The following is a 25831-nucleotide window of genomic DNA, read 5'->3' as shown; positions in this document are numbered from 1 at the left end:
GGCTATGTGATGGAGTCTGGGCTGATCACCATGGAGGGCAAGGCCGGCGAGATGCTGAACGATCCGCGGGTCAAGGCGGCGTACCTGGGCGAGGGCTGAGACAGCACGCCCATTACGAACTGCATTGCCACGACGCCGCATGGGTGACCCCATGCGGCGTTTTTTATGGTGTCCATCGGATTCGCCCTGGCGCCTTTGCTGTTAGGATTTATCGTTCACCGTTTATCCCCCCAGCAAGGAGAACTGTATGAGCCAGACAGACGTGAAGATCCTCGGCATTTCCGGCAGCTTGCGCGCCAAGTCCTATAACACCGCCGCCCTGCGGGCGCTGCATGAACTGCTGCCGCCGGGCGTGTCGTTGACCGAAGCCGATATTTCGGCCATCCCGCTGTATAACGACGATGTGCGCGAGCAGGGCTGGCCGCCTGCCGTGGAACGCTTGCGCGAGCAGATCGGACAGGCCGACGCCATCATCTTTTCCACCCCCGAATACAACTATTCGGTGCCGGGCGTGCTGAAAAATGCCATCGACTGGGCTTCGCGCCCTCCGCAGCAGCCGTTCGCCGGCAAGCCCGCCACCATCATGGGCGCCAGCCCGGGCGTCATCGGCACCGCGCGCGCCCAGTATCACTTGCGCCAGATCGGCGTCTTCCTCGACTTGCAATTCATCAACAAGCCGGAGGTCATGATCGGCACTGCCGCCGAGCGTTTCGATGCCGATGGCAAGCTGGTCCACGAGCCTACCCGTGAATTCCTCAAGACCATGGTAACGGCGCTGGCCGACCGCGTGCGTTTCTTGCGCGACCGCAAGTAAGCCTCGCGGTTCGATGCCATGGCATGGATGTCATGGCATCCATGCCAACGGCGCAGCCTGCATCATGCAGGCTGCGCTTTTTTCATCGCCAGGCTGCCGCTGCCGCGGCGGGATAGCATCAGGCGGCGTTGCGCCTGCGCACCTGGTTGTGCAGGCCGCGCACCTTGTCATGGTTGGCCAGCACGCCCTGGTACTGGCGCTCCACGATCAGGCGCACATCGTTGGGCAGATCCAGGCTCAAGGCCTGCCGATACGCATGGATGGCAGCATCCTCGCAGCGTTCGCATTCGCTGAGGACGGTCTCATCGTCACGGCCCATGAGTGCAGCCTTCAGGGCCACCCATTGCCGATGCAGCGTGCCGCCGAAGGTGCTGTGGTTGGCCGGTTCCCTGCCCAGGCGATGCACCAGGTCTTGCAGCTCCAGCACGACCTGCCCATATTCGGCGGCGCGTGCCATGAACATCTCCTGGTAGCGCGCATCGCGTTGTTCGGCATCCTCCGCGCAAGTGCGGAATCCCTTCTCGCCATCCTTGGAAATCTGGATCAGGTCGTTCAATGCGGAAATCAGATGGTCGTTGGTCATGATGGCCTCCTTGTGCCTGATCGCCCCGGCGGTCGCCGGGGCGACAACGGATGGTTCGGTGGGCGAACGGATGGGGCAACGCCATACAGCCGCGCCGGAAAATTCCAGCCGATGTGCCAGCCGATGCTGTTCGCCTTCCTTGTTGCGCATGCACATGCAATGCTGCTGGGCGAACGCGAGGTCCGAGGCCCAGTGCCGCCATCCTAGGCGTCGTCCTATGCGGCTGCCATCGGACGGCGGCGCATGCGGGCGTAGGAATGAAGGATTTTCGTCCGCAGGCTTGCGCCGGCGGTTGCCTGAAGCGCTGGAAGCCGCTCCTGTGGCGGACTTTCGCGTTGTCCTACAAGACAATCGGGGAGCGTCCTATAGAGCGCCGCCGTAGCCGGTTGTTAACATTTTCCCCATATCGCAAGGCTGACCCGATTCTATTTCCGGAGGTGTACCCATGAACAAGAAGACGATCACCGGCCATTTCCAGTTCGCTTTGGGCAAAGTCCAGGAGCGGCTCGCTTCGATGACGGGCAATGCCCAATGGCAGCAGGCTGCCATGCAGCGCCAGACCGACGGCAAGATCATGCATGCGGTGGGAGAAGCGCAGGAACTGATCAAGCGTTCATTGCGCCACCAGCGCGCCTCGATGTAAATGGGCCGTGCCCATGGCCTGCCGGCGCCCGCAGCGCCGGGGTAGTTTGTCCTACAGGTCAATGGGCTTGGGGCCTATAGGTGGCGCAGTGGGCAGCGGGTATCTTGGAGACCTCGGGATCGCGAGCCGCTGCGCAAGCAGATCGGGCATGGCGCCAGAACAGACGCGGCAAGGCAATCCGGCGCGATGAGAAGAAGATCAAGGGAGACGTTCATGGACAAGCTTGTGCTTGGATGGCTTTTGGGTGTGCCGGTGCTGACGCTGATCGTCCTGCAGTGTCTGTTGTGAGCCGATGGCGGCGCGGTCAATGATGAACCCCGAATGAATGGAGGACAAGCATGCAGGCCAATAATCTGAAGACCGTTCGCAACGATGTGCGGGCTTTGTTGCAGCAAGCCCAGGATCTTTTCGCCGAAGCGGCCGCAGCCACCGGCAAGAACGCGGACGAATTGCGCGCGAAAGGGCAGCAGGTGCTGGATCAGGCATTGAATACCGCCCAGGACGCGCAGTCCGCAGTGATGCATGCCGGCCGCCAGATCGTCACCACCACCGATGATTATGTGCAGTCCAATCCCTGGCGGGCGATCGTCATTTCCAGCGGCATCGGCCTGCTGGTCGGGTTGGCGGTGGGCCGTTGCGCCGAGCGGGATTGAGTCCGCCGGCGAGCCGGCAGGGCCAGCGGCAAGGCCGATGCGCATGAACCACGACATCAGAAGAGAAAGGAGTGAGCATGGCGAAGAATTCATCGCTGGCATCCGTCCAGCACAAGCAATCCTTCCATCTCGATAAGGAATCCATCCGTGCCGCGGCCAAGGAGGTCGATGACGGGGCGGTGACCGACGGCTATCGCGGCAACCGCCAGGAAGTGCTGGCCATGCTCAACGATGCGCTGGCCACTGAATTGCTGTGCGTGTTGCGCTATAAGCGCCATTACTACACAGCCAAAGGCATGGAGAACGAGTCCGTCAAGGCCGAGTTCCTGCAGCATGCGCAGCAAGAGCAAGAGCATGCCGACAAGATTGCCGAGCGCATCGTGCAGCTTAACGGCGAGCCGGATTTCAATCCGGCGACGCTGTCCCGGCGCAGTCATGCCGAATACGACGAATCGCACGGCATCAAGGAAATGATCCGCGCCAACCTGGTTGAGGAGCGCGTGGCGATAGAAGCGTATCGCCAGATGATCGAACGCATCGGCGACGGTGACCCGACCACCCGGCACATGCTGGTCCAGATCATGGCGCAGGAAGAGGAGCACGCCGACGACATGGCCGATTTGCTCAATCTTTGATGCGCGCTCCGGACAGTGCGGGTCGCCGGACCCTCAGGAAGACGCAAGGGAAATCCGGAGAAAGGGATATCTATTGTCAGTAAAAGAGAGAAAAGGAGAAATATGAAAACCATCATCGCAACCATGATCTTCGGCGCGGCCGCCATCGGCATGCAGGGCGCAGCGTTCGCGGCCGATCCGAATGCGGCACAGTACAAGGCCGACAAGGCCAGGGCAGATGCCGACTACAAGATGGCCAAGAAGAAATGCGGCCCGCTCCGGGGCAATGACCAGGACGTTTGCGAGAAGGAAGCCAAGGCGGCGCATGAGTCGGCCCTGGCCGATGCCAAGGCCAAGCGCAAGAATGCCGAAGCCGACAAGGATGCCCGGAAAGACAAGAATGACGCCAATTACGACGCTGCCAAGGAAAAATGCGACGCAATGAGCGGCGACGCCAAGGATCAATGCAAGGCAGCCGCCAAATCCCAGTACGCCAAGTAGTGGCTTGAACGATAACGGGCCTTGGAGGCTGAACAGCCTGCCAATGGCCATTCCCGCACCGGTTTTTCTTTAGGAGAACATCATGACGTTCAATAAAATTTCCCTGTCCAAACGTTTCGCAGGCTTCTTCCTGGCACTGTTGATGGTATCGCTGGTGGGCTGCGCTTCCAGCCCGGGCAAGGAGGGAACCGGCGAATATGTGGACGACGCCGTCATCACCACCAAAGTAAAGGCGGCGCTGTTCAATGAGCCGAACCTGGCGTCGTCGGAAATCAATGTCGAAACTTACAAGGGCGTGGTGCAGTTGTCCGGTTTCGTCTCCAGCGCGACGTCCGCCACTCGTGCGACCGAGCTGGCCCGTGGCGTGAAGGGCGTCGTATCGGTGCGCAATGACTTGCGGTTGAAACAGTAATAACGGCCTGGGAACAGGCCTGCCAGAAAGCGCAGCCGGCCCTGGGCCGGTTTGCGCTTGTTCGCTTCCAGAGCGCATCTGCTGCGGCCAGCGCGCTCCGGAAGCAGACAGGGAATGGGCTGTAATGTATAGTTGAAGGCCATTATGCCAAGGCATTTCAAGGTCGCTCCGACGGCCGCAAGGATATTGCGCAAGCAGGCCGGGCGCCGGCGCCATGGCTGCGATGCGCGGCCTGGCACGGCAGAAGCCGTGCGCAAGCGACGCCACAACGCAAGCAATGCCGCGGCATCATTATCACCGCTCAAATTACCATGACAAAAATACTTGTAGTCGATGACCATGCGGTCGTGCGGGCAGGTGTACAGCACTTCATCTCCGAAATTGCGACCATGGAGGTCGGGGGCGAAGCCAGTACCGCCGAAGAAGCGATCCGCCTGGTGCGTACCCAGGACTGGGATATCGTGCTGCTGGATATCGCCATGCCGGACAAAAGCGGCGTGGAGGTGCTCAAGCAGATCAAGCGTGAAAAGCCTGACTTGCCGGTGCTGATGCTGAGCATGCATCCCGAGAGCCGCTATGCGGTGCAGGTGCTGCGCAGCGGCGCCAGCGGCTATGTGCAGAAGGAGGCGCTGGCCACGGAACTGGTCAGCGCCATCAACACCATCCTGCGCGGCCATAAATACATCAGCTACGGCGTGGCCGAACTCCTGACCAGCGAGCCTGTGGATTCGGAAAAACCGCTGCACGAGACGCTCTCCCAGCGCGAGTACGAGATTTTCTATAAGCTTGGGCAGGGCCAGGGGGTGACCCAGATCGCCGATGAACTATGCCTCTCGGTCAAGACGGTGAGCACTTACCGCTCGCGCGTGCTGCAGAAAATGAGCATGACCAACAATGCGGACATCATTTATTACGCGATCAAGAACAACCTGATCGATTGAGCATGGGGCATCCGGCCGTCGGTCCGGCGGGCCAGGCGACGGTTGCGGCAGACGCAGGCGGCATCGAGAAATAGTGCAGATCATGAACGACATCCTCAATTCCTGGGCGGAGTACGGCGCTGGCGACGCGCCCTTGCGGATCTTCCTGGTGGAGGATTCGGCGGATGTGCGAGAGCTGATCGTGGAAAGCCTGGCCGAAATCGCCGGCATCAGTCTGGCCGGCTACGCCGAGAGCGAGGCCGATGCCCTGCGGCACCTCCAGCACCACAGCTACGACGTATTGATCCTGGACATCCAGTTGAAGCAAGGCAATGGCATGAGCCTGCTGCAATCGCTGGCGCGGTTCGATGCCCGCAGCCAGAACGAGGTCAAGGTGGTGTTCAGCAACCATGTCAGCCCGACTTACCGCCGTGCTGGCCAGCAATGCGGCGTGGGGCACTTCTTCGACAAGTCGTCCGAGTTGCCGCTGTTGCACGATTTGCTGGAGAAGCTCGCGCGTGAAAAGATGGGCGTGGCAAGTTATGCGCCTGCCAATGCGCCGCCCGGCCCGGTGCTGCCCGGCAGCATCTGACCCATTTTCTTTTGCGGCATCATTACATGTCCTGGCCGGGGGGACGTTTCATCAATCGATGATCAATCGATGAAACAGGCCCCGGCAATGCCGCCTTTTCGGGGCTGTTCGGCGCGATCGCCATCGATTCAAAAAAAACAGCTTCAACAGAAGCAGGGGATTCCCGACGATGCAAAAGAAAAACAGCGGCCTTCGCCCGTCCTCGGCGGATATGCAAAAGAACTCCTCGGTCGAGCACTTTGCCGCTTCCCAATCCAGCTACAGCAGCATGGTGACATTGGCCATGGGACTGGCCATGGCGGTGACCCTGTTCGGCATGGTGGTGCTGGCCGCCACCTTCCTGGAGGTCGAATACCGTAAGCTGCTGGCCGACCTGCTGGCGGTGAAGGAGGTCACGGCCGCCGGCTTCATCCTGGGCGGTTGCGCGCTGTACCTGCGTTGCGTGAACGTATCGGCGCATAGCGCGCGATTGGACCTGCTGGTCAATCTCCTGGCGCTGCTGCTGCTCGTGCTGGGCGGGGTTACGCTGGTGCATGGCAGCTTGTACGGGCTGGGCTGGCTGCCGGTGGATGCGGCGCATCCGATTTCCCCGCTGGTGATACCGCCGCTGCTGTCGGTGGGTTTCCTGCTGATGGCGGCGGTCCTGCTGCTGCACGACTGGCGCCTGCTGGGCGGCTATTATCCGTCCGAATACCTTTCCTTCGGCCTGATCGGACTCTCCGCGATCCCGTTGGTGGGCTATATCTACGGCGTGAGCCAGTTCATTTACTTCGATTTCTACCTGCCGGTGCCATTGCTGTCGGCGCTGGTGTTTGCGCTCCTGGGCGCAGCCCTGCTGATGGCCAGTCCCGGCCACCCGGTGATGGCGGTGATCATGCGCATCGCGCCGGGCGGCCAGATGCTGCGCCGGCTCTTGCCGCAGACCTTGTTCCTGCTGCTGGCCTTCAGCCTGTTGCTGAACTGGGGCTTGTCCAATGGCTGGGTCTTGCCGGAACTGCTGCTGCCCACGCTGACGCTGGTCAATGGCGCGATCATCCTGTTCATCTTCTGGAGTTCGGCCAGCAAGCTCGACAGCGAATACGGCGAACGCACGCGCAACGCGCAAAAGCTGGCCGAGACCAGCGCGCTGCTCAACGCGGTCAGCGAAAGCACCAGCGACCCGATCTTCGTCAAGAACCGCCAGGGCCTGATGATTTTCGCCAATCCGGCCACGCTGCAAAAACTCGGCAAGACCTGGGAAGAAACCATGTACCGTTCCAGCCGCGAGCTGTTCATGGTGGAGGAGGAAGCCGATCGCATCGACCGCGACGACCGTCGGGTGATGGCCTCCGGAAAACCGGAGAAGCTGGAGCAGACGCTTCATCTGCCCGAAGGCGTCATTACCTTCCAGACCGCCAAGGTGCCCTGGTTCGGCAAGGACGGCAGCGTGCAAGGGGTGATCGGGATCAGCACCGACATCACCGAGCGCAAACTGGCCGAGGATGTACTGCGCCAGCGCGAGAGCCAGCTGGAAAAGACCGTGGTGCAGCGCACCGCGCTGCTGCGCGAACTGACCAATCACCTGGAGACGGTGCGCGAAGAAGAAAAGCGCGCCATCGCGCGCGAGCTGCACGACAACATGGGCGCGTCGCTCACGGCCTTGTCGATGCATCTGGAAGGGGTCTACCAGGTGCTGCCGGCCGATGAGAAATGGATCGACCGCAAGACCCGCATGCAGGGCCTGCTCAAATCGCTGGTGGCGACCACGCGGCGCATCCAGACCGAGCTGCGCCCCAATACATTGGACCTGTTCGGCTTGAAGGCGGCGATTTCGGAGCAGCTAGACGACCTGCATGAGCGCACCGGCATCGCCTGCCATGCCAGCCTGCCGGACGAAGACGTGGCGGTCGGCCATGAGATGGAGATCGCCATCTACCGCATGCTGCAGGAGGCGCTCAACAACGTCACCAAACACGCCAAGGCCAGCAAGGTCGACGTGATCCTCGACATCGACGAGGACCACGTGGCGCTGACGGTGCGCGACGATGGCGTGGGCATCCCGGAGGAGCGGCGCGACAACCACAAGACCTACGGCCTGCGCGGCCTGCGCGAACGGGCTACCTATTTCGGCGGCAAGGTCGATATCCGCTCCACTCCCGGCAAGGGGGCGCTGATCACCATCAGCCTGCCTATCAGGCCGGAGATGGCGCCGACGGAAAGCTGAACGGCATTGGCCCGTCGGCGGCTTTCTTCATCGCGCGTTATTTCTTGGCCGGTGCCGTATTCCTGCGCCTGTTTCCGTTTTCTCCTACGTTCGAAAGAGCGGCTTTCTTATGCCGCTGGAAGGTGCTCGTCGTTACCATGAACTCATCGTCGCCACATGCCTGAATCGGGAACGGCGATCCCCGGCGGATCGGATATTCCTGTGCCGGGGCCTGTATCAACCATCCGAGTCAATCATCCGAGGAGAGATCATGAACAAGGACCAAGTCAAGGGTAGCCTGAAGCAGGCAGCGGGTAAGGTGCAGCAAAAGGCCGGCGAGGCAGCCGGCAGCCAGACCCAGAAAATCAAGGGTGTTTCCAAGCAAGTGGAAGGCAATGTCCAGAAAGCCTATGGCGATGCCAAGGAATCGATGAAGCGCTGACCGGACCCGCCGGGGAGGACAGGCTCCGGCGGGTAGGAAAAATCCTACAGGATAATCAGAAAGGGCTGATTTTGTGCTGCAGCATTTTCGGCGAACATATGTTCATCGTGCGGCAAAGTGAAAAATGCCCGTGATTTCCTGCCGATTGCATGGCGATTTGCCCACGGCCACAGAGGTGGCCTCCAGGGAGGGACCATGAAAAGAACACTACTTGGATTCTGCCTGCTGGCGGGAATATCTGCAGCAGCCTCGCAGGCCGGCGCCCACCGCCTCGACGCGCCATTGGCGGATGCGGCCTCGCGCTGGTCATCATCGGTGATGGAGCGTCACGCGCCGATGGACTCCACCCAGTTGCAGAAGCTGGGGCAAAAAAAATTCCGTTACATGGACATGGCCCAGGGCAAGCGGTCGAAATCGATTCGCAACGCGGTGATCGTCCGCGACCTGGCAGGCGCCAGGCAAGAGTGTACTGCGCAGCCGCAAACCGGGCAGCATAATTCCCATTTCCCTTCCCATTCCCCGTACCCTGTCGCGAGCATGCGTCCGATGACCTGATACCGCAGAGCTGCGGTAAGCGGATGCAAGCGATGTAATTCTTTCCGGTTTCTGCCAACGGGGAGGAATTCGGGGCGTTTTAGACCGTCAAATCTATTCCCACATTTCAATGAGGTGCAGTCATGAAAACAATTCAAAAAGTTGCGATCACTTCCATCGCTGTATTGGCTTTTTCGGCATTGACCGGTTGCAGCAACATGTCGCAGCGTGACAAGAACACCGCGGTCGGTGCAGGTATCGGCGCAGTTGGTGGGGCAGTGCTGACCGGGGGCAGCGGCATCGGCACCGCCGGCGGCGCTGCCGTGGGCGGCGTGATCGGCAACCAGATCGGCCGCTGACCAAGGGCCATGCACGAACCGCAGGCGGAGAAACGCCTGCCAGAAACAAACAGCCGGCTTAGGCAGGTAATGCCGTTCAGTTAAGCGCTGAACGGCATTTTTGTTTGTGCGGATCTGACTCCGTTCGCCCTGAGTAGCTGCGCAGCAGCGTATCGAAGGGCAGGCAAGAGCGGTAAGGCTGACACGCTGGCTTCGATACGGCCCTGGCGGGACTACTCAGCCCGAACGGGTTCTGTGATGATTAGACTTGACTGAACGGCATGACGGCTTAAGCCGGCTTTTTGTTGAGACCCACGTCTGCCCTGTTCAGGAGGCCGGGGTAGTTTCTTTGTAATCCTTGTAGATGCGCCTGGCGCGTTCCATATCTGCTTTTTTCGCCGCGCCGGCTTCGTCCCGGCAGTTCCTGGCTTGCTTGCCGCGCATGCCCTTGCAGGTTTGCAGGGCCTCGCCATAGGCGGCGTTGGCCTCCTTGGTCAGGTTCCGGTAGCGCTCCTTGGGGGTATCGTCAGCCTTGTACCAGCGGGCCGGATCGGCCTTGCTGACGTCTTCTTCTGCTGCATGGGCAAAAGAGGCCCACAGTGACGCCGCGGCAACCAGGCAAGAGACTGCGAGAATATTTTTCTTCATAGACCCACCTCATGAGGGAAATTGGCATAAGCATGCGCATCGGCGCGGCCGTTGCAAAACAACACGACACGGCCGATGGCAGGGCGCAGGCGGCGCCGGACGCCCATCCGCAGGACGGATGTTATCAGGCTTGGTCTATGGAAACCCGTTCTATATCTTTCCCAGCAACAGCAGGATCAGAAGGATGATGACGATAGTGCCGGCGATGCCGCTGGGGCCATATCCCCAGGTGCGGCTATGGGGCCAGGTCGGCAGGACGCCGAGCAACACCAGGATCAGAATGATGAGCAGTATGGTGCCGAGTGTCATGGTTTTTCTCCTCTTGTTGTCTTATTGAAATTGTCGCCGCCGGTTCGCCGGCCAGCTGGTGCAAGTGAATGCAGCTTAGGCTCAAGGCTCCTGGGGCGCGATCAGCGTGCGCCGCGAATCCCTGTAGGAAAATGCGCCCGGCCTTGTCGTGCAAGCGGAAAGCGTCCAATGGTGCGAAATTTGCTATATCGTTCTGGCATGCCGCACCGGCGCCTGCGCCTGTTTTTATGGCGATGCATGTTTTTTGAGCGGCAATGGGTTACTATTCCGGCCGTCAATCGCATGCTGCTTCGCAGCGCAATCGTTGGAAACGGATCAGCGAGTTTGACTTGTTTGCGTTCTCACCAGAGCCGATAGCCAGTTCGTCCTTTCTATGAAGTCCGGTAGCCCATCGACATCTACCGCCACCGCAGGCGGACGCCCGCTGCGTATCGTCATCGTCAATTCCGTGCCGCACCTGGAAGAAGACCATGACGAAGCCGCGCATGAGCAGGCGCGACAGCGGGCCGAAGCGCTGCGCGCCGGGCTGCTCGATGCCGGCTACAACATCATTGCCGCGCTGCCGGCCGACCTTTCGCTGCCGGACCGCATTGCCAGCCTGCAGCCGGACATGATCATCATCGAAGCCGAGTCCGACGCGCGCGACGTGCTGGAACATATCGTGATCGCCACCCGCGACGAACGCCGCCCCATCGTCATGTTCACCGAAGACGACGACACCTCCAGCATGGAAGCCGCCATGGCCGCCGGGGTGACCGCCTACATCGTGGCGGGCTTGCATTCAGAGCGGGTCAAGCCGGTGCTGGACGTGGCGCTGGCGCGTTTTCGCCAGGAGCAGAAACTGCTGGCCGAGCTGTCCGATACCCGTAACAAGCTGGCCGAACGCAAACTGGTCGAGCGCGCCAAGGGCGTGCTGATGGCGCGCAAGGGCTTGTCCGAAGACCAGGCCTACCAGAAGCTGCGCGGCATGGCGATGAACCGCAACCTCAAACTCTCCGAAGTGGCCCAGCGCCTGCTGGATGCCGAGGACCTGCTGGGCTGAACGCTTCTTTCCCGGTCGCTTTTCCCCTCCTTTTCCTGTTCCGCCAATTTGGTGCAAAGCACAAATGAAGTGCGGTGCGGCGCTCGTTTTGCTGGCGTTGCGCACTTTCGCCGAAACCTGTGCGCAACTGCCTTCGATGCTGCCGCGGATCCCGTTTCCATAGGCGATGGCGGGTATTCGGCTGCGTTTTGCATCCGTCTGGCACGGTCTTTGCTGAACGTACCCCGTAGCGCAACGAGTGCGCATAGGTGCGGCCAACGGAGGTTGCATCGCCCAAGACAAAGGCGTCTTTCGACATGAAGCGATTCATGTCGGGATACGCCTTTTTTCGTTTATCGGCTAGCAAGGGGGAAAATGCGATGGATTTCCAGGAAGAGCAGGCGGGCAAGGCGGTGACCGGGGTAACCAATGGCGCGGAAGTGGATGCGACGCGCCGCAAGATCATTCATACCGCGGGCATCGCGGCGGGAGCGAGCATGATGGGTTTAGCCACCGGCGGCGTTTGGGCGGCCGGTTCCGACAAGCCGGAAAAGGAAGAGGTCAAGATCGGTTTCATTCCCCTGACCGACTGCGCTTCGGTGGTGATGGCTTCGGTGCTGGGCTTCGACAAGAAGTACGGCATCAAGATCGTGCCCAGCAAGGAAGCTTCCTGGGCCGGCGTGCGCGACAAGCTGACCAATGGCGAACTGGACGCCGCCCATGTGCTGTACGGCCTGATCTACGGCGTGCAGCTGGGCATCGGCGGCCAGAAGAAGGACATGGCGGTGCTGATGGGCCTGAACCACAACGGCCAGGCCATCACCCTTTCGAAGAAGCTGGCCGACAAGGGCGCCGTCGATGGCGCTTCGCTGGCCAAGCTGATGCAGGCCGACAAGCGCGAATACACCTTCGCCCAGACCTTCCCTACCGGTACCCACGCGATGTGGCTGTACTACTGGCTGGCGGCCAACGGCATCAATCCGATGAAGGATGCCAAGGTGATCACCGTGCCGCCGCCGCAGATGGTGGCCAACATGCGCGTGGGGAACATGGACGGCTTCTGCGTGGGCGAGCCCTGGGGCCATCGCGCCATCGTCGACGGCGTGGGCATCACCGCCACCACCACCCAGGACATCTGGAAGGACCACCCGGAGAAAGTGCTGGGCACGTCGCTGGAGTTCGTCAAGAAATACCCCAACACCTGCCGCGCGATGATGGCCGCCATCATTGACGCCAGTAAATGGATCGACGCCTCGCTGACCAACAAGAACAAGATGGCCGAGGTCATCGCCGACAAGTCCTATGTCAACACCAGCAAGGACGTGATCGACCAGCGCATCCTGGGGCGCTACCAGAATGGCCTGGGCAAGACCTGGGACGATCCCAACTACATGAAGTTCTACGACGACGGCACGGTCAATTTCCCGTACCTGTCGGACGGCATGTGGTTCATGACCCAGCACCGCCGCTGGGGCCTGTTGAAGAGCGATCCCGACTATCTCGCCGTGGCCAAGGCGGTCAACCAGATCGACCTGTTCAAGGACGCCGCCGCGATGACCAAGACGCCGGTGCCCAAGGATGTCATGCGCACCTCCAAGTTCATGGACGGCACCGTGTGGGACGGCAAGAATCCGGCGGCCTATGCCCAGTCGTTCAAGATCAAGGTCTGATCGCCGGCGCATGCCGGCGATATGCGGCGCGCCGGGGGAGGCGCGCCGATGCGATTGAAGTTCCAACAGGAAGGGAGTCGAAATGAGCGCAGTCATGGAGAACATCATGGGCGATAACGCCAAGCCGGCCGCCGGGGCGCCGGCCGCGGCACGCGGCGCCGATGCCGCCAACGAGGCCAAGGCGCTCACGCCTGCGCCGGCTGCGGCGCAGGTTCGCCCGGCCAGGCGCCGCATCGCCGCCGGCGGCGTTTTCATGCGCATCGTGCCGCCGCTGCTGGGAGTGGCGGTGCTGGTGCTGGTCTGGCAGATCATCGCCTTGAAGAACAGCAGCTTTCCGACGCCGCTGGCGACGCTGCAGGAAGCATTGAACATGTTCTCCGATCCCTTCTACCGCAACAGCCCCAACGACCAGGGTATCGGCTGGAACGTGCTGGCGTCGTTGCAGCGCGTGGGCGTGGGCTTCGGCCTGGCGGCGCTGGTGGGCATACCGCTGGGGTTCGCCATCGGGCGCGTGCAGTTCCTGGCGGCCATGTTCGGGCCCATCATCAGCCTGCTGAAACCGGTCTCGCCGCTGGCCTGGCTGCCGATCGGCCTGCTGGTGTTCAAGTCGGCCAACCCGGCGGCGATCTGGTCGATCTTCATCTGCTCGATCTGGCCGATGATCATCAACACCGCGGTGGGCGTGCAGCGCGTGCCGCAGGACTACATGAACGTGGCGCGCGTGCTGAACCTGCCGGAATGGAAAATCCTGACCAAGATCCTGTTTCCCTCGGTGCTGCCCTACATGCTGACCGGCGTGCGGCTGTCCATCGGCACCGCCTGGCTGGTGATCGTCGCCGCCGAGATGCTGACCGGCGGCGTGGGCATCGGCTTCTGGGTCTGGGATGAATGGAACAACCTGAACGTGCCGCACATCATCATCGCCATCGTCGTCATCGGCGTGGTCGGGCTGATCCTGGAGCAGGCGCTGGTGGCGCTGGCCAAGGCCTTCACCTATGAGCAGGTCAGCAACTGAAACCGAACGCGGGGGACATCATGGAAAACATCAACGGCAAATTCATCGACATCCACGGCGTGGAAATGGTGTTCAACACCAAGAAGGGCAGTTTCCATGCGCTGCGCGACATCAACCTGACGGTTGCCAAGGGCGAGTTCGTTACGCTCATCGGCCATTCCGGCTGCGGCAAGTCGACGCTGCTGAACCTGATCGCCGGCCTGACCCGGCCCAGCGAAGGCGTGCTGCTGTGCGCCAACCGCGAAATCGGCGGCCCGTCGCCGGAGCGCGCGGTGGTGTTCCAGAACCACTCGCTGCTGCCCTGGCTGACCTGCTACGAGAACATCCACCTCGGCGTCGAGCGCGTGTTCGGCGCGCAGGAAAACCGCACCCAACTGCGCGACCGCACGCGCGCCGCGCTGGCGCTGGTGGGCCTGTCGGCGGCCGAGACCAAGCGCCCCAATGAAATCTCCGGCGGCATGAAGCAGCGGGTGGGCATCGCCCGCGCGCTGGCGATGGAACCCAAGGTCTTGCTGATGGATGAGCCGTTCGGGGCGCTCGATGCATTGACGCGCGCCCACCTGCAGGACGAGCTGCTCAAGATCGTGGCCAAGACCGAGTCGACAGTGGTCATGGTGACCCACGACGTCGACGAGGCCGTGCTGCTGTCGGACCGCATCGTGATGATGACCAACGGCCCGGCCGCCACCATCGGTGAAGTCCTGGAGGTGAAGCTGGCACGTCCGCGCGAACGCGTGGCGCTGGCGCAGGATGCGCAATACTCCGCGTACCGCACCGCGGTGCTGGAATTCCTGTACCGCAAGCAGGCGCATCCGGCGCGCGAAGCGGCTTGATCCGGTGAGGTGAGCCATGTCCAGCCAGGCCGCCGTGCAGGAAATGCATGGCACCGTTCCCATCCCGTTTGTGGCCGTCAATGATGCGCGCGCGATACCGCAGGAGCATAGCGGGCAGTCCTGCACGGATGATTCCGGCGTGGTGCCGTTGTCGGGCGAAGTATTCGGCGCGCTGATCAACCTTTCGGGCCGTCGCCGTTTCACTTCGCAGCGGCTGGTGCTGTATGCGGTGCTGGGCGCGCAGGGGCATGAGGGCGCCGTGGCGACCGCGCGCGAAGCGCTGGCCCTGTTCCGTGGGGCGCACCAGGCTTTGCTCAAGCGTTCCGGTGAGCTGCCGGGGGTGTTTTGTCCCGAACTGGAGGAAGCCTATTTCGGCAAGCCGCAAGGCGATGCGCGTATCGTGCATTTCAGCGAGCTGGCAGGGCGTGCGCTCAATGCCATCGAGGACAGGCTCAAGTCAGCCCCGGAGCTGCTGGAAGCGCTGGTGAAGGAGACCACGCCGCTGCTGGCGGTGCTGAACCAGATCACGGCGATCTATGAGGAACAATCCAAAAAGCACTCGCGGCGCATGCGCGACCAGTTGCATGGGATCATGACCGATATCGAGACCATTGCCCGCGAAGCCAAGATGGTGGCGTTCAACGCCCGCATCGTGGCGGCCCGTTCGGGCCAGGCCGGCCGGGAATTTTCGGTCGTGGCCGGGGTGCTGTCCAACATTACCGGAGAGATCGATGCGTTGGTGAAGGCGGCTTTGAACGGCACCGCCGCCTGATACCGTTCAACAGTTGCGGCCGATAAAAAACGCAGTCAGGGAATAAACCGACCGCGTTTTTATTGTTGCCGGGAGCGGCTGACTTCAGCGCATGCCCTTGTAAGCCGACCATGCCACCAGCAGCCACGCCGCCAGGAAGGCGGCGCCGCCGATGGGTGTGATCGCGCCCAGCACGCGGGTGCCGGTCAGCGCCAGCAGGTAGAGGCTGCCGCTGAAGATGACTATGCCGGCCAGCATCAGGTTGCCGGCCCAGCGCATCATCGCGCCGCCGAATCTGGGCAGCAGCAGGGCGACGGCGATCATGCCCAGCGCATGCATGGCCTGGTAGGTGACGGCGGTATGCCAGACTGCCAGCATGTCCTCGGAAAGCATCTTCTTCAGGCCGTGCGCGCCGAAGGCGCCGCAGCCCACGGCAATGAACATGTTGATGGCGCCGGCGACGACCAGGGGGCGTTCATTCATGGATCTATCCTTGTTGGCAATGTTTTCCGTCGGGGGGCGCTCAGAACCGGATACGTTGGCTTTTGCCGATCCGGTATTCATGCCTGAGCACGAACTGCGAAGTCGCAATCATGCCCGACAGGCCGAGGATCAGTTGCGTGAGCGTATCCTGCGGCAGTACCCAGACGGTGCCGGCCGGAGACGCCGCGCCGGTGGCGGCGCTGATCACCGGGTTGACCCATGAGGCTTCTTCGCTCACGTCCAGCAGCACCTGGCCTTCGGCCGTGGTGTGCAGGTAGATTTCGCCGCCCAGTTCGAGCGCGAAGCAGATGCCCTGGCCGGCGTTGGCCGTATTGAGCTTGTTGCGCCAGACGACCGCCTGCAGTTCGCGGTTATAGGTCTCGATCCAGGTCTCGACCTCATGCACGTTCTGCAATACGATCCACGGCCGCGGCGCCGGAACGGTATCGGCGCCGCTGACGGCGTCATTGGGAAACAAGGGCTCGGGCGGCTGGTCGGACATGGTTGGCAATCGGGATATCGAAAACCTGCGGATGAAAAGCGGAAGTATATCGGATCGCGTATCGTCGGGCGCAAGCGCAGGGAGCGTCTTCGGCAATCATCCAGGCGCTGCCCGAGGCTGTCGCCGATGCCGCCGCTAGGGAAGAACGGGCATCTGCCGTGTTCCGGCGTGATGGAGATATGGTCGCCGATAGTGTCGGCGTTCCTGGAAAAACTGAGGGCGGGCAGCCGCCCCAAGCGGCGAAGGAGTGCGCGCCCGACAAATGAAAGCCTTGAGCTTCTTTGCAGCCGATTCTTGCCGCTGCTGATCGTATCAATGAAGAGGGATTGTTGCCGAAAATTGCCGCAACAGAGACGACAATTGTAAAAAAAGAAGGGCTCCAGCGAACTGGAACCCTTCTTTTCTACTGCTGAATTTCTGGTAGGCCGTGCGGGACTCGAACCTGCGACCAACGGATTAAAAGTTTTTCTAACTCATTGATTTTATTGATTATTGGCTCGCCCTCACTTGTCATGCTTCGCTTAATCAAATCTAATTTGTCACGTATATCATGGAGTCAACTAATCCCACGACATTTCTTGAGAACACTTGGCCAAAAACATATTCTTTAGTTAATTTTTTGGCCTTCGGTATGAGCGGGAGACATCCGCCAATGAGACTCCAATTTTTAGATATATGCGTTGCTGTGTTGACGTAATTTCGGTAGCCAAAAGGGAGGGCAACTGATTCACTTCCTCCGGGTACCATGAAAGCATTGAATCGCCCAAACACCACTTTGAGTCAAATGAAACTATAAGATTAGTTAAAGGTCTTGATCCAGTTCGAATACCAGTTGCGGAACAGGTTGTACTGCTTCTCTAGGTAACCGCGTTGGGCATCGCTCAATGCGTCGGTTTTGTTGAAGTGTAGGGAGTATTCCTTTTCGCCGTTCAAAACCAACAGGTACTTGTAGAACAGAACCAGGTCGCAACCTTCGTCAAAGGAGGACAGAACCGCCAGCGCGGATTCCAGTTCCTTGGCGCGCGCACGGGCTACAGCATCACCATTTGCGGCCTTGCTGCACAGGTCGACCAGTTGCAACACTTCACGCGGCAATGCGTTGCCGATGCCAGTAATGGCACCTGCAGCACCGCAATTCACGAAACCATGGAACACTTGAGTATCCACACCGGCCATCAGAGTGACGTTGTCATCTTGCGATGTGATGTTTTCAGCTGCATAGCGCATGTCTTCCGCACCGCCGAATTCCTTGAAACCAATCAGGTTCGGGAACTGAGCACGCAGTTGGAAGAACAGGTCGGCGCGAGTGGCGAAGCCGTAGTACGGGCTGTTGTAAATCACGGCTGGTAGATCCGGAGCAGCAGCCAGGATTGCAGCGAAGTGGTTGTGCTGGGCCGCCACGGATGCACCTCGCGACAGCACGCGCGGGATGACCATCAGCCCATGGGCACCGACCTTGGCAGCATGAGCAGCGTGCGAGACTGCTTCCTTTGAGTTCACGGCACCGGTGCCGACGATGGTTGGCACGCCGGCGGCCACTAGGCGCGCAACACCTTCTTGACGTTGCGCTTCGGTCAGCAGCGGCCAGTCGCCCATCGAACCGCAGTAGACAACTGCGCGCATGCCGAGGGCTACAAGCTCCTTGCCCTTTTTCACCAGTGCGTCGAAGTCGGGCTGGCGGTCGGCCGTGCATGGGGTCATCAGCGCTGGGATAGTGCCGGTAAAGATATTGTCGCTCATTTCGTTTTCTCCTTTAATAGAATTGGTAATTTCCACAGCACCAGCGGGCAGGTCTGCAAGTGCAGTTGAAAGGTTTATTTCAAGCTAGGCTCACCACCTAGCTAGGGTTCATGTGGTCTGGCTTCGCTTGTCACGTGTAAATTTTTTTCCCATGCCCTCCAATCACCTCAGAATCGGGAGAGTGCATATAGGGATATCTCAGGAAGATCATGCGTAGCAGGCAGATGCGAATTCAGACGTGCTACCAATTCAGCGGTCACGGCGGCTTGAGTTAATCCGAGATGGTGATGTCCGAAGGCCATCATCACCTTTCCATCGCAAACTGAATCGATGACAGGTAGCGAGTCCGCTATGGACGGTCGGAACCCCATCCAGTGCGTTGCAGCCTTGGTGCTGAGGGAATCGTGGAACAAGCCTTCACTTAACTTGTGCAACTGCCACGCGCGCTCCATATTTGGCGGCCGCTTCAGGCCTGCGAATTCGACCGTGCCAGCCAGCCTGAGGCCGCCCCGCATTGGCGTCATGATGAATTTTCGCTCGAAGGATGTAACGGCAAACGGGAGGCGCTCCTGCTCTGCCGGCAACATCAGGTGATAACCGCGCTCGGTATCCAGCGGTACGTTCTTCCCAGTCAACGAAGCGGTGAGTTTCGCGGAGTGCGCACCACACGCCACTAAAACCTGGTTAGCCGCCAGCTCACCACTTGGCGTGAATAAGCGCACACCTGTCTCCGTAACTTTTGCATCCAAAACTTCACGCTGTTCGAACTGGACGCCAAATGCCTTGGCTGCTTCGACAAGTCTCGTCACAACAAGATAAGGGTCAATAAAATGGCCTGTTTTAGGGAAGAACAAGCCTCCACGGATGTTCTTGCTCAATTGTGGAACAGCTTTTCGGATCTCGTCTTCCTGCCAGAAGTCGACCTCGACACCTTGCTGTGCCATCCGCGCTTGAAGGGTCTCAAGTGCTTCAAATGACTCACCGCGTTCGTAGACCAGCAACGAGCCATCCTCCTTAAGCAGGTCGGTGGCATCGATATTTCCTAGTAGCCGACGCCAAGCCTTGCAACTGGCTTCATTGAGCGCACGGATTCCTGCAACGGTGCGCAGGTAGCGGGACGGCTGCAAATTTAGAAGTAGCCGCACAAACCATGGCAACGCGCGTGGGAGATATCGCCAATCCAAACGCAGCGGCCCCATGGGATCTCGCAGCATTGCAGGGATTCGCTTCAAAATAGAACTGTCCGCAATGGGAAATACCTGTTCCGTAGCCAAATGCCCTGCGTTCCCATAGGAAGCCCCCAATCCTGGCTGCTGTCGATCCACCACGGTGACAAGAAGCCCTTTGCGCGCAAGTTGAAGTGCGCACGCTACTCCAATGATGCCGGCACCGACGACAACGACGTCTGCGGAATTATTGGAAGCGATTGTTTTTTGCACGTTGTTACTTCCTGTCTGAGTCGGCTAAAACACCGGTATTGGTACTCGAAGCCGTTTCGAGAGACCTGATAGAGAAGGAGCGCCGGACATGAAAGCCTGCGAAAAATCTGGACAAGTGAGTTTAGAGCTCGCTCGACGGACGGTCAGATGCCCCAGCCGAATACATCCCGGTCATCAATCAAGAATGTGCTATCGGCGGTCATGAACGCGCTACCGCTGATGAAGGGCCTGATGAACTCGCCTTCCAGCTCGTAGTGGCAGCTAAACTGGCTGCCTGTGACGCTTGCTTGAACCCAGGTCTTTCCCGGTGCCAGCTTGTTATCGGCGGCCAAACAGGCCATCTTGGCGCTGGTGCCGGTACCGCATGGAGAGCGGTCGTAGGCCTTCCCTGGACACAGGACGAAGTTGCGACTGTCGGCCGCATCATCATCTGCAAACAGCTCAATATGGTCGATAAGCGCACCATCCTCGCCGGAGATGCCCTGAGCCTCCAGAGCGCGAAGCATCTTCCATGTGAAGTCAGTCAGTTCTTCTACATGGCTCATATCAATGGGTTTCCCATGGTCATTCACCAAGAAGAACCAGTTGCCGCCCCAGGCGATATCACCGAGAACGGTTCCATGCCCTGGGATATCCACTTCTACTTGCTTGCGATAGCGATAGGCCGGCACGTTACGAACAGTGACGGAGCCATCCTCATGCAAGACAGAGCTGACCTGGCCAACCGGAGTGTCGATTTTGTGCTCGCCCGGTGCAATGAGTCCCTGATAATGCAGCGACGCGATGAGCCCGATTGTCCCGTGACCGCACATTCCCAGATAGCCAGCGTTGTTGAAGAAGATGACGCCGCATGTTGCATCAGCCGAAACCGGCTCGCAGTAGAGAGCGCCGACAATCACATCGTTGCCACGCGGCTCCAGCAAACATGCCTTTCTCCATTTATCGTGCTTGGCCTTGAGCTCGTCACGCTTTTCATCCATGGTCGTTCCGACGAGCGTCGGAAAACCATTCATAACCAGCCGGGTAGGCTCGCCGCCAGTGTGTGAGTCGATGACGTGCAAATGATTCATGAATCAATTCTCCAAATAATCTGTTAGGGCATTCTGATTAATGGCGCTTAAGACCAAGCGATGGTCGGAATTTCATCCGCAACGGGCCGGTCGACTTCACTTTCGTCACCCTCAAGATCCATCTTGTGAGCCGGTACTCCCGAGCAAGCGCCCCAGTAGTAGACACCCAGAGCGCATACAGCCACGACAATAGTGTCGAACGGATGGGTCAACAGGCCGATACCACCGAAGCTACCCAGCTTCGATAGAACGATAGTGATTGCGTAGAAGCTGATAAACCATGCGGAAGAGCGAACTTGCTCTTTGAGCGAGAAGTGGTTGGTTGGGACAAAGCGACCGCACAGGATGTATGCGACGAACATCACGATTTGCAGGCTCAGCAGCCAGGAGACAGTGCTCCAGCCGGACCAGTAGACGATGAGGGCTGCGATGATGAATGAGACAGGCCCCAACACTGCCATCCATTTGACGCGGAACGGACGCTGCATGTCGGGGGCGTTTCGTCGCAGTGCTGCAACCGAGATAGGCGCCACTGAGTAGCTCAGAACCAACGCAGCAGAAACTACGTTAATCAGTGCTTCCCACGACGGGAACGGGAGCGTCCAGAAGACGGACAGGCCGAAAGTCAACCACAGTGCTGGACGAGGAATGCCGGACTTCTCGTCAATACTGGTGAATACCTTGAAGAAGGTGCCAGTTTTTGCCCAGCCATAGATAATACGCGGCGTCGCATTCATATAGATGTTGCCGCAGCCGCTCGGGGAGATGACTGCGTCTGCAACCACCAGATAGGCCAACCAGCCGACGCCCAGCGCGAGCGCGATGTCGTGATACGGCAGCGACAACTGCTTGGCAACGTCGCTCCAGCCGCCAGCCAGCATGTCAGCAGGAACGCCTCCCAAGAATGCCAGCTGCAGCAGAACGTACAGCATTGTCGATAGCAGCACCGACAAAATCAGCGCTACCGGAATTGTCCGCTGAGGATTTTTTACCTCACTGGCCACTGATATGATGGGAGTCAGCCCCAGGTAGGCGAAGATGACGCCGCCGGCAGAGACTGCCATTTCGACACCGGACATACCAAATGGCGCAAAGCCTTCGGTAGTGAGGTTTTCCGGCTTGAAGTACATGAACAGCACACCGATGACTAGCAGAGGTACGATGAACTTAAAAATGCTGATTAAGTTGTTTGCGACCGCGAACGTCTTAACGCTGCGATAGTTCAGCAAGAAGAAAAGGCAAAGCAGTGCAAATTGCACGCCCCAACCCAACAATGTCGGATCGCTCGAGAGCGTCTTCGTCAGCCCTGGAATCCAAGCAGCAGCGTACTGACGCGATGCCACAACTTCAATCGCGACCAGGCTGGAGAAGGCAATCAGTGTGATGAATCCCATTAGGTAGCCAAACAGCGGGCCGTGCGAATAGGTTGGGTAGCGGATTACGCCGCCGGCTCGAGGCAATGCCGCGCCTAGCTCACAGTAGATGACTCCCAACAAGAGAACTGCGATGCCGCCGAGAATCCAGGACAAGATGCCTGCCGGGCCGGCGATGGAAGATATGTGACTTGCTGCGAAGAGCCATCCAGAGCCGAAAATCGCCCCGAGGCCAATGAAAGTTACATCTAGTAGCGAAAGATGCTGCTTGAACTTGCCTTGATTTGACATAGTGTCTCCATGCTTTTGATGTAACGCTTCGGTAGCGAACTGACTTTTTGTAAAGCCAACACCAACAACCAACACCGCTACGCTCGCTGCTGACGTCGAGCTATAGCAATCTGCGCGTGTGGTTTTATTCCCGATTTCTGCAACATATTGCTGGGGACAGAGAGTGAACCTAATTGCACGAATTCGATTGATGTTTTTCGATGCATAAAATGACGAAATCAGCACAGTTTCTGTTTGTACGCCTACCTCGCCAGTGGCTATCAGATATGGCATCCTGCACATCATTGGCACCAATCTGGCGTCAAAAAATGGCTTGCCTACGGAGGGTATGGTGATTTTGGCTACACGAATATCTTCAATATTGAGTATCGAAAACAGAACTGCGCGACTGGAGACGCTGGAGGAATTGCTGGCGGTGATTGTCATATTGGCCCCCGTACTAGACGTGATACCCAATGCGGCAATCTTCATCAAAGACACGCAGGCACGGTATGTCTTGGCAAACAGCGCGTTGGTCCAACGCTGCGGCGTGAAAGAATTTGCACCATTGTTAGGAAAAACGAGCGCCGACGTATTCCCAGCGCATTTTGGACCTGGCTACACGGCACAAGACCGGAGGGTACTCGAAGAGGGATTTGTGTATGAGGGCCAGCTTGAACTGCATTTATACGGCACGCATGAGCCGGGGTGGTGCCTGACCTACAAGCGTCCTATTTTCAACAAATATGCAGACATCATCGGCCTAGTTGGAATATCGGTGGACATACAATCCACCAACAATGTGCACCCTGCGTATCAGCGCCTGGCAACGGTTGAAGAACATATCCGAACTCATTTTGGCCGTCGGATTTCGATGAGCGAACTTACGCGTATTGCCGGCCTTTCGGTCGCACAGCTTGAGCGGTACTACAAGAGGGTATTCCATCTGACTCCCAGGCAGATGATTCAGAAGGTGCGCTTAGAAAATGCTCACCGCCTCCTCCATACTGATGCTCCAATCACGGAAGTCGCCTTGCAGTGCGGATATACAGACCACAGCGCGTTCACTCGCCAATTTAAGACGTCGACCGGATTTACCCCCCGTCAGTATCGGAGCATGCTTAACACGTTGCCAAACTCCAGTTGAGGAGCGGGTGTTGAGTTGCATCGAAAACTGACCCACTTTCCCCGGAAATTTGCATCCTAAGTTGACCCATGTTTAGACCACAATCCTGCTCATCACAGCGAGCGGGAGAACGGAGTGATAGACGTGGTCCTACTTGGAATTATTCGACGCTGGTACATCCGCGATCGCATCTCGATCAGGGAAATCTCCCGCGGCTGGACATCTCTCGAAACACGGTTCGTCGCTATATCCGATCCGGAGCGATCGAGCCTTCCTACCCCTCAAGGCAATCATCCAGTGCCCTAGATGAATTCGCGCCTCGACTTTCAGCCTGGCTCAGCGCTGAGGCAGTCAAATCGCGCAAGCAAAGACGAACCCTGAAACAGATGTTCCTGGACTTACGAGAGCTGGGATATGAAGGGTCTTATGACCGCGTGGCAGCCTTCGGGAGGCAATGGAAGGTGGGTCAAATGGAGAGGGTCAATTCTGCGAGCAAATCAACAGCCTATCGCGAAGTTCATTTCGGCATCAAGCCCGAGCGCTCTTGGCAAGAAGCCGTTGTGCGGTATCTCGCAATGAAACGCAACCTGCGTAGTTTTTCGGATGTGCAGCGTATATGCCGTCTGCTTGATCCTTATCTTGGCCCACTAACGCTTCGCCAGATTGATGGTGATGTGATCTGGTCAGTGATTCAAGGAGAGGGCAAGAAAGGGAATAAGCCTGCAACGATCAACCGCTATCTTGCTCTGATTCGCAGTTTGTTGCGAATGGCGCGGGATGAGTGGCAGTGGATTGATAGTTTTCCGAAAATTCGTTTGTTGCCGGGTGAAGTGGAGCGAGATCGCTGGCTATCTCATGCAGAGGCGGCGTGTTTGATTGCCGTCTGTCCGCCGCATCTGGCCGCGTTAGTGCGATTCGCGCTGGCTACAGGATGCAGGGCGCGTGAGATTACAGGGTTGGAGTGGAATAGAGTTGATTTAACTCGTTGTACTGCATGGCTCAATCAAACCAAGAATGGCACGCCTCGCGGTGTGCCGTTGAATCAAGATGCAGCGGATGTACTGATTGAGCAGGTAGGAAAGCATCCCCGGTATTGTTTTACGTATCAAGGCCGTCGGATTGCTTGGGAGCTGACCAACTCGGCATGGCATACAGCGCTGGCGAAGGCGGGCATTCAGGACTTCCGCTTTCACGACTTAAGCCTCATGGCATCGTCAGGCGGGAACGTCTTGTGATGAACTGAAGGAGCTAGGTGGCTGGAAGTCGCGCCAGATGGTCGATCGCTACGCAAAATACGCTACAGAGCATTTAACCGTTGCAGCAGCAAGAATCGCTAGTAAGCAGCCCGGCAAGGACGAAAACACCGCTGTCACGTTTTTGTCACGCTAGAAAAACGAAAAGGGCTCCAGCGAACTGGAGCCCTTCGTATTTCTGGTAGGCCGTGCGGGACTCGAACCTGCGACCAACGGATTAAAAGTCCGCTGCTCTACCAACTGAGCTAACGACCCGAAAGACCGCAATTATAGGCAAACTTCATTGGCGGTGTCAAATCCTTGCGTAAAACGCTATACAACAGCCGGTTTGCTGCCAGGGTCCTTATTTCAGCGTGGGCAGGCGTTCCTTGGCGGTCTGCGCTGCCGGGCTGTTCGGGTATTTGGCGATCAGTTGCTCCAGCGTTTTCTTCGCGGCGGCCTTGTCCTTCAGTTCGGCTTGCGAGCTGCCGATGTTGAGCATGGCGTCGGCTACCTTGGGATTGTCGGGGTAGTTCTTCACGACATTCTGCTGGGCCGCGATGGCGCCCTTGTAGTCGCGCTGGGCGTACAGGGAATTGCCTTGCCAGTACTGTGCCGAGGCGGCGTAGCCCGATTGCGGGTAGCGTTTGATGAAGTCGCCGAAGGCATTGGCCGCGCCCTTGTAGTCGCCGCCCTTGAACTGGGACAGAGCGGCATCGTAGGCCTGCTGTTCGGAGACGCCGACGGCAACCGTCTGGCCGTCGACATTGACCTGTTGCGGTTCGAGCTTGCGCAGGCGCGCGTCGAGGTCAACGTAAAAATCTTTTTGCCGCTGCTGGGCGTTGGTGACCTCGTTGGTCAGTACTTCGATCTGGCCGCGCAGCGCCGAGATCTGCGATTGCAGGTTGTCGTTGCGGTCGGAGAGTGTGAGGACGCTGTTCTTGTCGGCCTTGTTGTCAATGTCGTGCTGCAGGGCTTCGATCTTGGCGCGGATCTCCAGGATCGCCTTGCGCGCCTCGTCGTCGCCAAACAGGGCAGCGTGGGCAGTGAGCGGTAAATAAGCCGTGGCAGCCAGTACGGCTGCCACGGTTACCGATTTCAGTTTGAAAGCGGTACGCATG

General features: G+C 59.0%; 30 protein-coding genes, 1 tRNA gene and 1 pseudogene. 20 read left to right on the top strand and 12 right to left on the bottom strand.

Annotation, left to right across the window (positions count from 1 at the left end):
• Together FB597_RS19630 and FB597_RS19625 are read left to right on the top strand one after the other, a co-directional pair.
• Positions 1-99 (top strand): annotated as a pseudogene (locus tag FB597_RS19630) (ABC transporter ATP-binding protein); the annotation flags it as partial.
• A gap of 148 nt (positions 100-247) precedes the next feature.
• Positions 248-814 (top strand): NADPH-dependent FMN reductase, encoded by a 567-nt coding sequence (locus FB597_RS19625; protein ID WP_144770460.1) that lies wholly within the window; start codon positions 248-250, stop codon positions 812-814.
• A gap of 118 nt (positions 815-932) precedes the next feature.
• Here FB597_RS19625 and FB597_RS19620 read toward each other — a convergent pair whose 3' ends face one another.
• Positions 933-1397 (bottom strand): PA2169 family four-helix-bundle protein, encoded by a 465-nt coding sequence (locus FB597_RS19620; RefSeq protein WP_144770459.1) that lies wholly within the window; start codon positions 1395-1397, stop codon positions 933-935.
• 445 nt (positions 1398-1842) lie between these two features.
• Here FB597_RS19620 and FB597_RS19615 point away from each other — a divergent pair, with 445 nt between their 5' ends.
• The 7 genes from FB597_RS19615 to FB597_RS19585 all read left to right on the top strand — a co-directional run bounded on the left by FB597_RS19615 (position 1843) and on the right by FB597_RS19585 (position 5732).
• Positions 1843-2040 (top strand): CsbD family protein, encoded by a 198-nt coding sequence (locus FB597_RS19615; RefSeq protein WP_141917458.1) that lies wholly within the window; start codon positions 1843-1845, stop codon positions 2038-2040.
• Between the two features lie 338 nt (positions 2041-2378).
• On the top strand, positions 2379-2693 hold the full coding sequence (locus FB597_RS19610) for a YqjD family protein (protein WP_141917456.1): 315 nt from the start codon (positions 2379-2381) through the stop codon (positions 2691-2693).
• A gap of 77 nt (positions 2694-2770) precedes the next feature.
• Positions 2771-3328 (top strand): bacterioferritin, encoded by a 558-nt coding sequence (locus tag FB597_RS19605; protein ID WP_144770458.1) that lies wholly within the window; start codon positions 2771-2773, stop codon positions 3326-3328.
• A gap of 102 nt (positions 3329-3430) precedes the next feature.
• Positions 3431-3808 (top strand): cell envelope biogenesis protein TolA, encoded by a 378-nt coding sequence (locus tag FB597_RS19600; protein WP_144770457.1) that lies wholly within the window; start codon positions 3431-3433, stop codon positions 3806-3808.
• An 82-nt stretch (positions 3809-3890) separates the two neighbouring features.
• Positions 3891-4220 carry a BON domain-containing protein gene (locus tag FB597_RS19595; RefSeq protein WP_141917449.1) on the top strand — a complete coding sequence of 110 codons (330 nt, stop codon included), beginning with the start codon at positions 3891-3893 and terminating at the stop codon, positions 4218-4220.
• A 311-nt stretch (positions 4221-4531) separates the two neighbouring features.
• Positions 4532-5161, top strand: coding sequence for a response regulator transcription factor (locus FB597_RS19590; RefSeq protein WP_141917447.1), 630 nt, complete (start codon positions 4532-4534; stop codon positions 5159-5161).
• Positions 5162-5243: 82 nt separating this feature from the next.
• Positions 5244-5732, top strand: a complete 489-nt coding sequence (locus FB597_RS19585) for a response regulator (protein ID WP_144770456.1) — start codon at positions 5244-5246, stop codon at positions 5730-5732.
• Positions 5733-5754: 22 nt separating this feature from the next.
• On the opposite strand, the gene FB597_RS20355 is transcribed toward FB597_RS19585, so the two are convergent.
• Positions 5755-5949: a hypothetical protein gene (locus tag FB597_RS20355; RefSeq protein WP_186442825.1), complete on the bottom strand. Its 195-nt coding sequence runs from the start codon at positions 5947-5949 to the stop codon at positions 5755-5757.
• On the opposite strand from FB597_RS20355, the gene FB597_RS19580 reads away from it, so the two are divergent.
• From FB597_RS19580 to FB597_RS19565, 4 genes are all read left to right on the top strand, one after another.
• A complete protein-coding gene (locus tag FB597_RS19580; protein WP_144770455.1) occupies positions 5902-7935 on the top strand; it encodes a PAS domain-containing protein in 2034 nt (677 codons plus the stop codon). The two genes, FB597_RS20355 and FB597_RS19580, sit on opposite strands and share 48 nt — an antisense overlap.
• A gap of 250 nt (positions 7936-8185) precedes the next feature.
• The gene (locus FB597_RS19575; protein WP_141917439.1) at positions 8186-8356 is read left to right on the top strand and encodes a CsbD family protein; all 171 of its coding nucleotides are present in this window, start codon (positions 8186-8188) and stop codon (positions 8354-8356) included.
• A 195-nt stretch (positions 8357-8551) separates the two neighbouring features.
• The gene (locus tag FB597_RS19570; protein WP_141917437.1) at positions 8552-8911 is read left to right on the top strand and encodes a hypothetical protein; all 360 of its coding nucleotides are present in this window, start codon (positions 8552-8554) and stop codon (positions 8909-8911) included.
• A 122-nt stretch (positions 8912-9033) separates the two neighbouring features.
• Entirely contained in the window at positions 9034-9249 is a 216-nt protein-coding gene (locus FB597_RS19565) for a glycine zipper 2TM domain-containing protein (protein WP_144770453.1), read from the top strand.
• A 306-nt stretch (positions 9250-9555) separates the two neighbouring features.
• Here FB597_RS19565 and FB597_RS19560 read toward each other — a convergent pair whose 3' ends face one another.
• Positions 9556-9876, bottom strand: a complete 321-nt coding sequence (locus FB597_RS19560) for a hypothetical protein (RefSeq protein WP_144770452.1) — start codon at positions 9874-9876, stop codon at positions 9556-9558.
• A 150-nt stretch (positions 9877-10026) separates the two neighbouring features.
• Complete coding sequence (locus FB597_RS19555; protein ID WP_141917428.1) at positions 10027-10185, bottom strand: DUF3309 family protein; 159 nt, start codon at positions 10183-10185, stop codon at positions 10027-10029.
• A gap of 373 nt (positions 10186-10558) precedes the next feature.
• On the opposite strand from FB597_RS19555, the gene FB597_RS19550 reads away from it, so the two are divergent.
• The 5 genes from FB597_RS19550 to FB597_RS19530 all read left to right on the top strand — a co-directional run bounded on the left by FB597_RS19550 (position 10559) and on the right by FB597_RS19530 (position 15496).
• Positions 10559-11227 carry an ANTAR domain-containing response regulator gene (locus FB597_RS19550; RefSeq protein WP_144770451.1) on the top strand — a complete coding sequence of 223 codons (669 nt, stop codon included), beginning with the start codon at positions 10559-10561 and terminating at the stop codon, positions 11225-11227.
• 359 nt (positions 11228-11586) lie between these two features.
• Positions 11587-12876, top strand: coding sequence for a CmpA/NrtA family ABC transporter substrate-binding protein (locus tag FB597_RS19545; protein WP_370454735.1), 1290 nt, complete (start codon positions 11587-11589; stop codon positions 12874-12876).
• Positions 12877-12958: 82 nt separating this feature from the next.
• A complete protein-coding gene (ntrB, locus tag FB597_RS19540) occupies positions 12959-13891 on the top strand; it encodes a nitrate ABC transporter permease (protein ID WP_141917423.1) in 933 nt (310 codons plus the stop codon).
• Positions 13892-13911: 20 nt separating this feature from the next.
• Positions 13912-14724: an ABC transporter ATP-binding protein gene (locus FB597_RS19535; RefSeq protein WP_144770450.1), complete on the top strand. Its 813-nt coding sequence runs from the start codon at positions 13912-13914 to the stop codon at positions 14722-14724.
• Positions 14725-14740: 16 nt separating this feature from the next.
• The gene (locus tag FB597_RS19530) at positions 14741-15496 is read left to right on the top strand and encodes a methyl-accepting chemotaxis protein (protein ID WP_255517221.1); all 756 of its coding nucleotides are present in this window, start codon (positions 14741-14743) and stop codon (positions 15494-15496) included.
• 84 nt (positions 15497-15580) lie between these two features.
• Here FB597_RS19530 and FB597_RS19525 read toward each other — a convergent pair whose 3' ends face one another.
• The 6 genes from FB597_RS19525 to FB597_RS19500 all read right to left on the bottom strand — a co-directional run bounded on the left by FB597_RS19525 (position 15581) and on the right by FB597_RS19500 (position 22373).
• Positions 15581-15958, bottom strand: a complete 378-nt coding sequence (locus FB597_RS19525) for a DUF423 domain-containing protein (RefSeq protein WP_141917409.1) — start codon at positions 15956-15958, stop codon at positions 15581-15583.
• 40 nt (positions 15959-15998) lie between these two features.
• A complete protein-coding gene (locus tag FB597_RS19520; protein WP_144770449.1) occupies positions 15999-16460 on the bottom strand; it encodes a hypothetical protein in 462 nt (153 codons plus the stop codon).
• Positions 16461-17258: 798 nt separating this feature from the next.
• On the bottom strand, positions 17259-18200 hold the full coding sequence (locus FB597_RS19515; protein WP_144770448.1) for a dihydrodipicolinate synthase family protein: 942 nt from the start codon (positions 18198-18200) through the stop codon (positions 17259-17261).
• A 167-nt stretch (positions 18201-18367) separates the two neighbouring features.
• Entirely contained in the window at positions 18368-19639 is a 1272-nt protein-coding gene (locus FB597_RS19510; RefSeq protein ID WP_222428660.1) for an FAD-binding oxidoreductase, read from the bottom strand.
• A 143-nt stretch (positions 19640-19782) separates the two neighbouring features.
• A complete protein-coding gene (locus FB597_RS19505) occupies positions 19783-20709 on the bottom strand; it encodes a 4-hydroxyproline epimerase (protein WP_144770447.1) in 927 nt (308 codons plus the stop codon).
• A gap of 47 nt (positions 20710-20756) precedes the next feature.
• Positions 20757-22373, bottom strand: coding sequence for an APC family permease (locus FB597_RS19500; RefSeq protein ID WP_144770461.1), 1617 nt, complete (start codon positions 22371-22373; stop codon positions 20757-20759).
• 415 nt (positions 22374-22788) lie between these two features.
• Here FB597_RS19500 and FB597_RS19495 point away from each other — a divergent pair, with 415 nt between their 5' ends.
• Together FB597_RS19495 and FB597_RS19490 are read left to right on the top strand one after the other, a co-directional pair.
• Entirely contained in the window at positions 22789-23499 is a 711-nt protein-coding gene (locus tag FB597_RS19495; protein WP_370454736.1) for a helix-turn-helix domain-containing protein, read from the top strand.
• Positions 23500-23948: 449 nt separating this feature from the next.
• Complete coding sequence (locus FB597_RS19490) at positions 23949-24713, top strand: tyrosine-type recombinase/integrase (protein ID WP_255517222.1); 765 nt, start codon at positions 23949-23951, stop codon at positions 24711-24713.
• Positions 24714-24910: 197 nt separating this feature from the next.
• Here the strand turns inward: FB597_RS19490 and FB597_RS19485 are convergent.
• Both FB597_RS19485 and ybgF read right to left on the bottom strand, forming a co-directional pair.
• Positions 24911-24986, bottom strand: a tRNA-Lys gene (locus FB597_RS19485).
• An 88-nt stretch (positions 24987-25074) separates the two neighbouring features.
• A complete protein-coding gene (gene ybgF / locus FB597_RS19480) occupies positions 25075-25830 on the bottom strand; it encodes a tol-pal system protein YbgF (protein ID WP_144770445.1) in 756 nt (251 codons plus the stop codon).
• Position 25831: the final 1 nt, after the last annotated feature.

The organism is Herbaspirillum sp. SJZ099 (genome assembly GCF_007828355.1).
In the GTDB taxonomy this organism is placed as follows: domain Bacteria; phylum Pseudomonadota; class Gammaproteobacteria; order Burkholderiales; family Burkholderiaceae_D; genus Herbaspirillum.
Note: the sequence above shows the minus strand (reverse complement) of the source record. Positions and strands in the feature narration are given on the sequence as shown.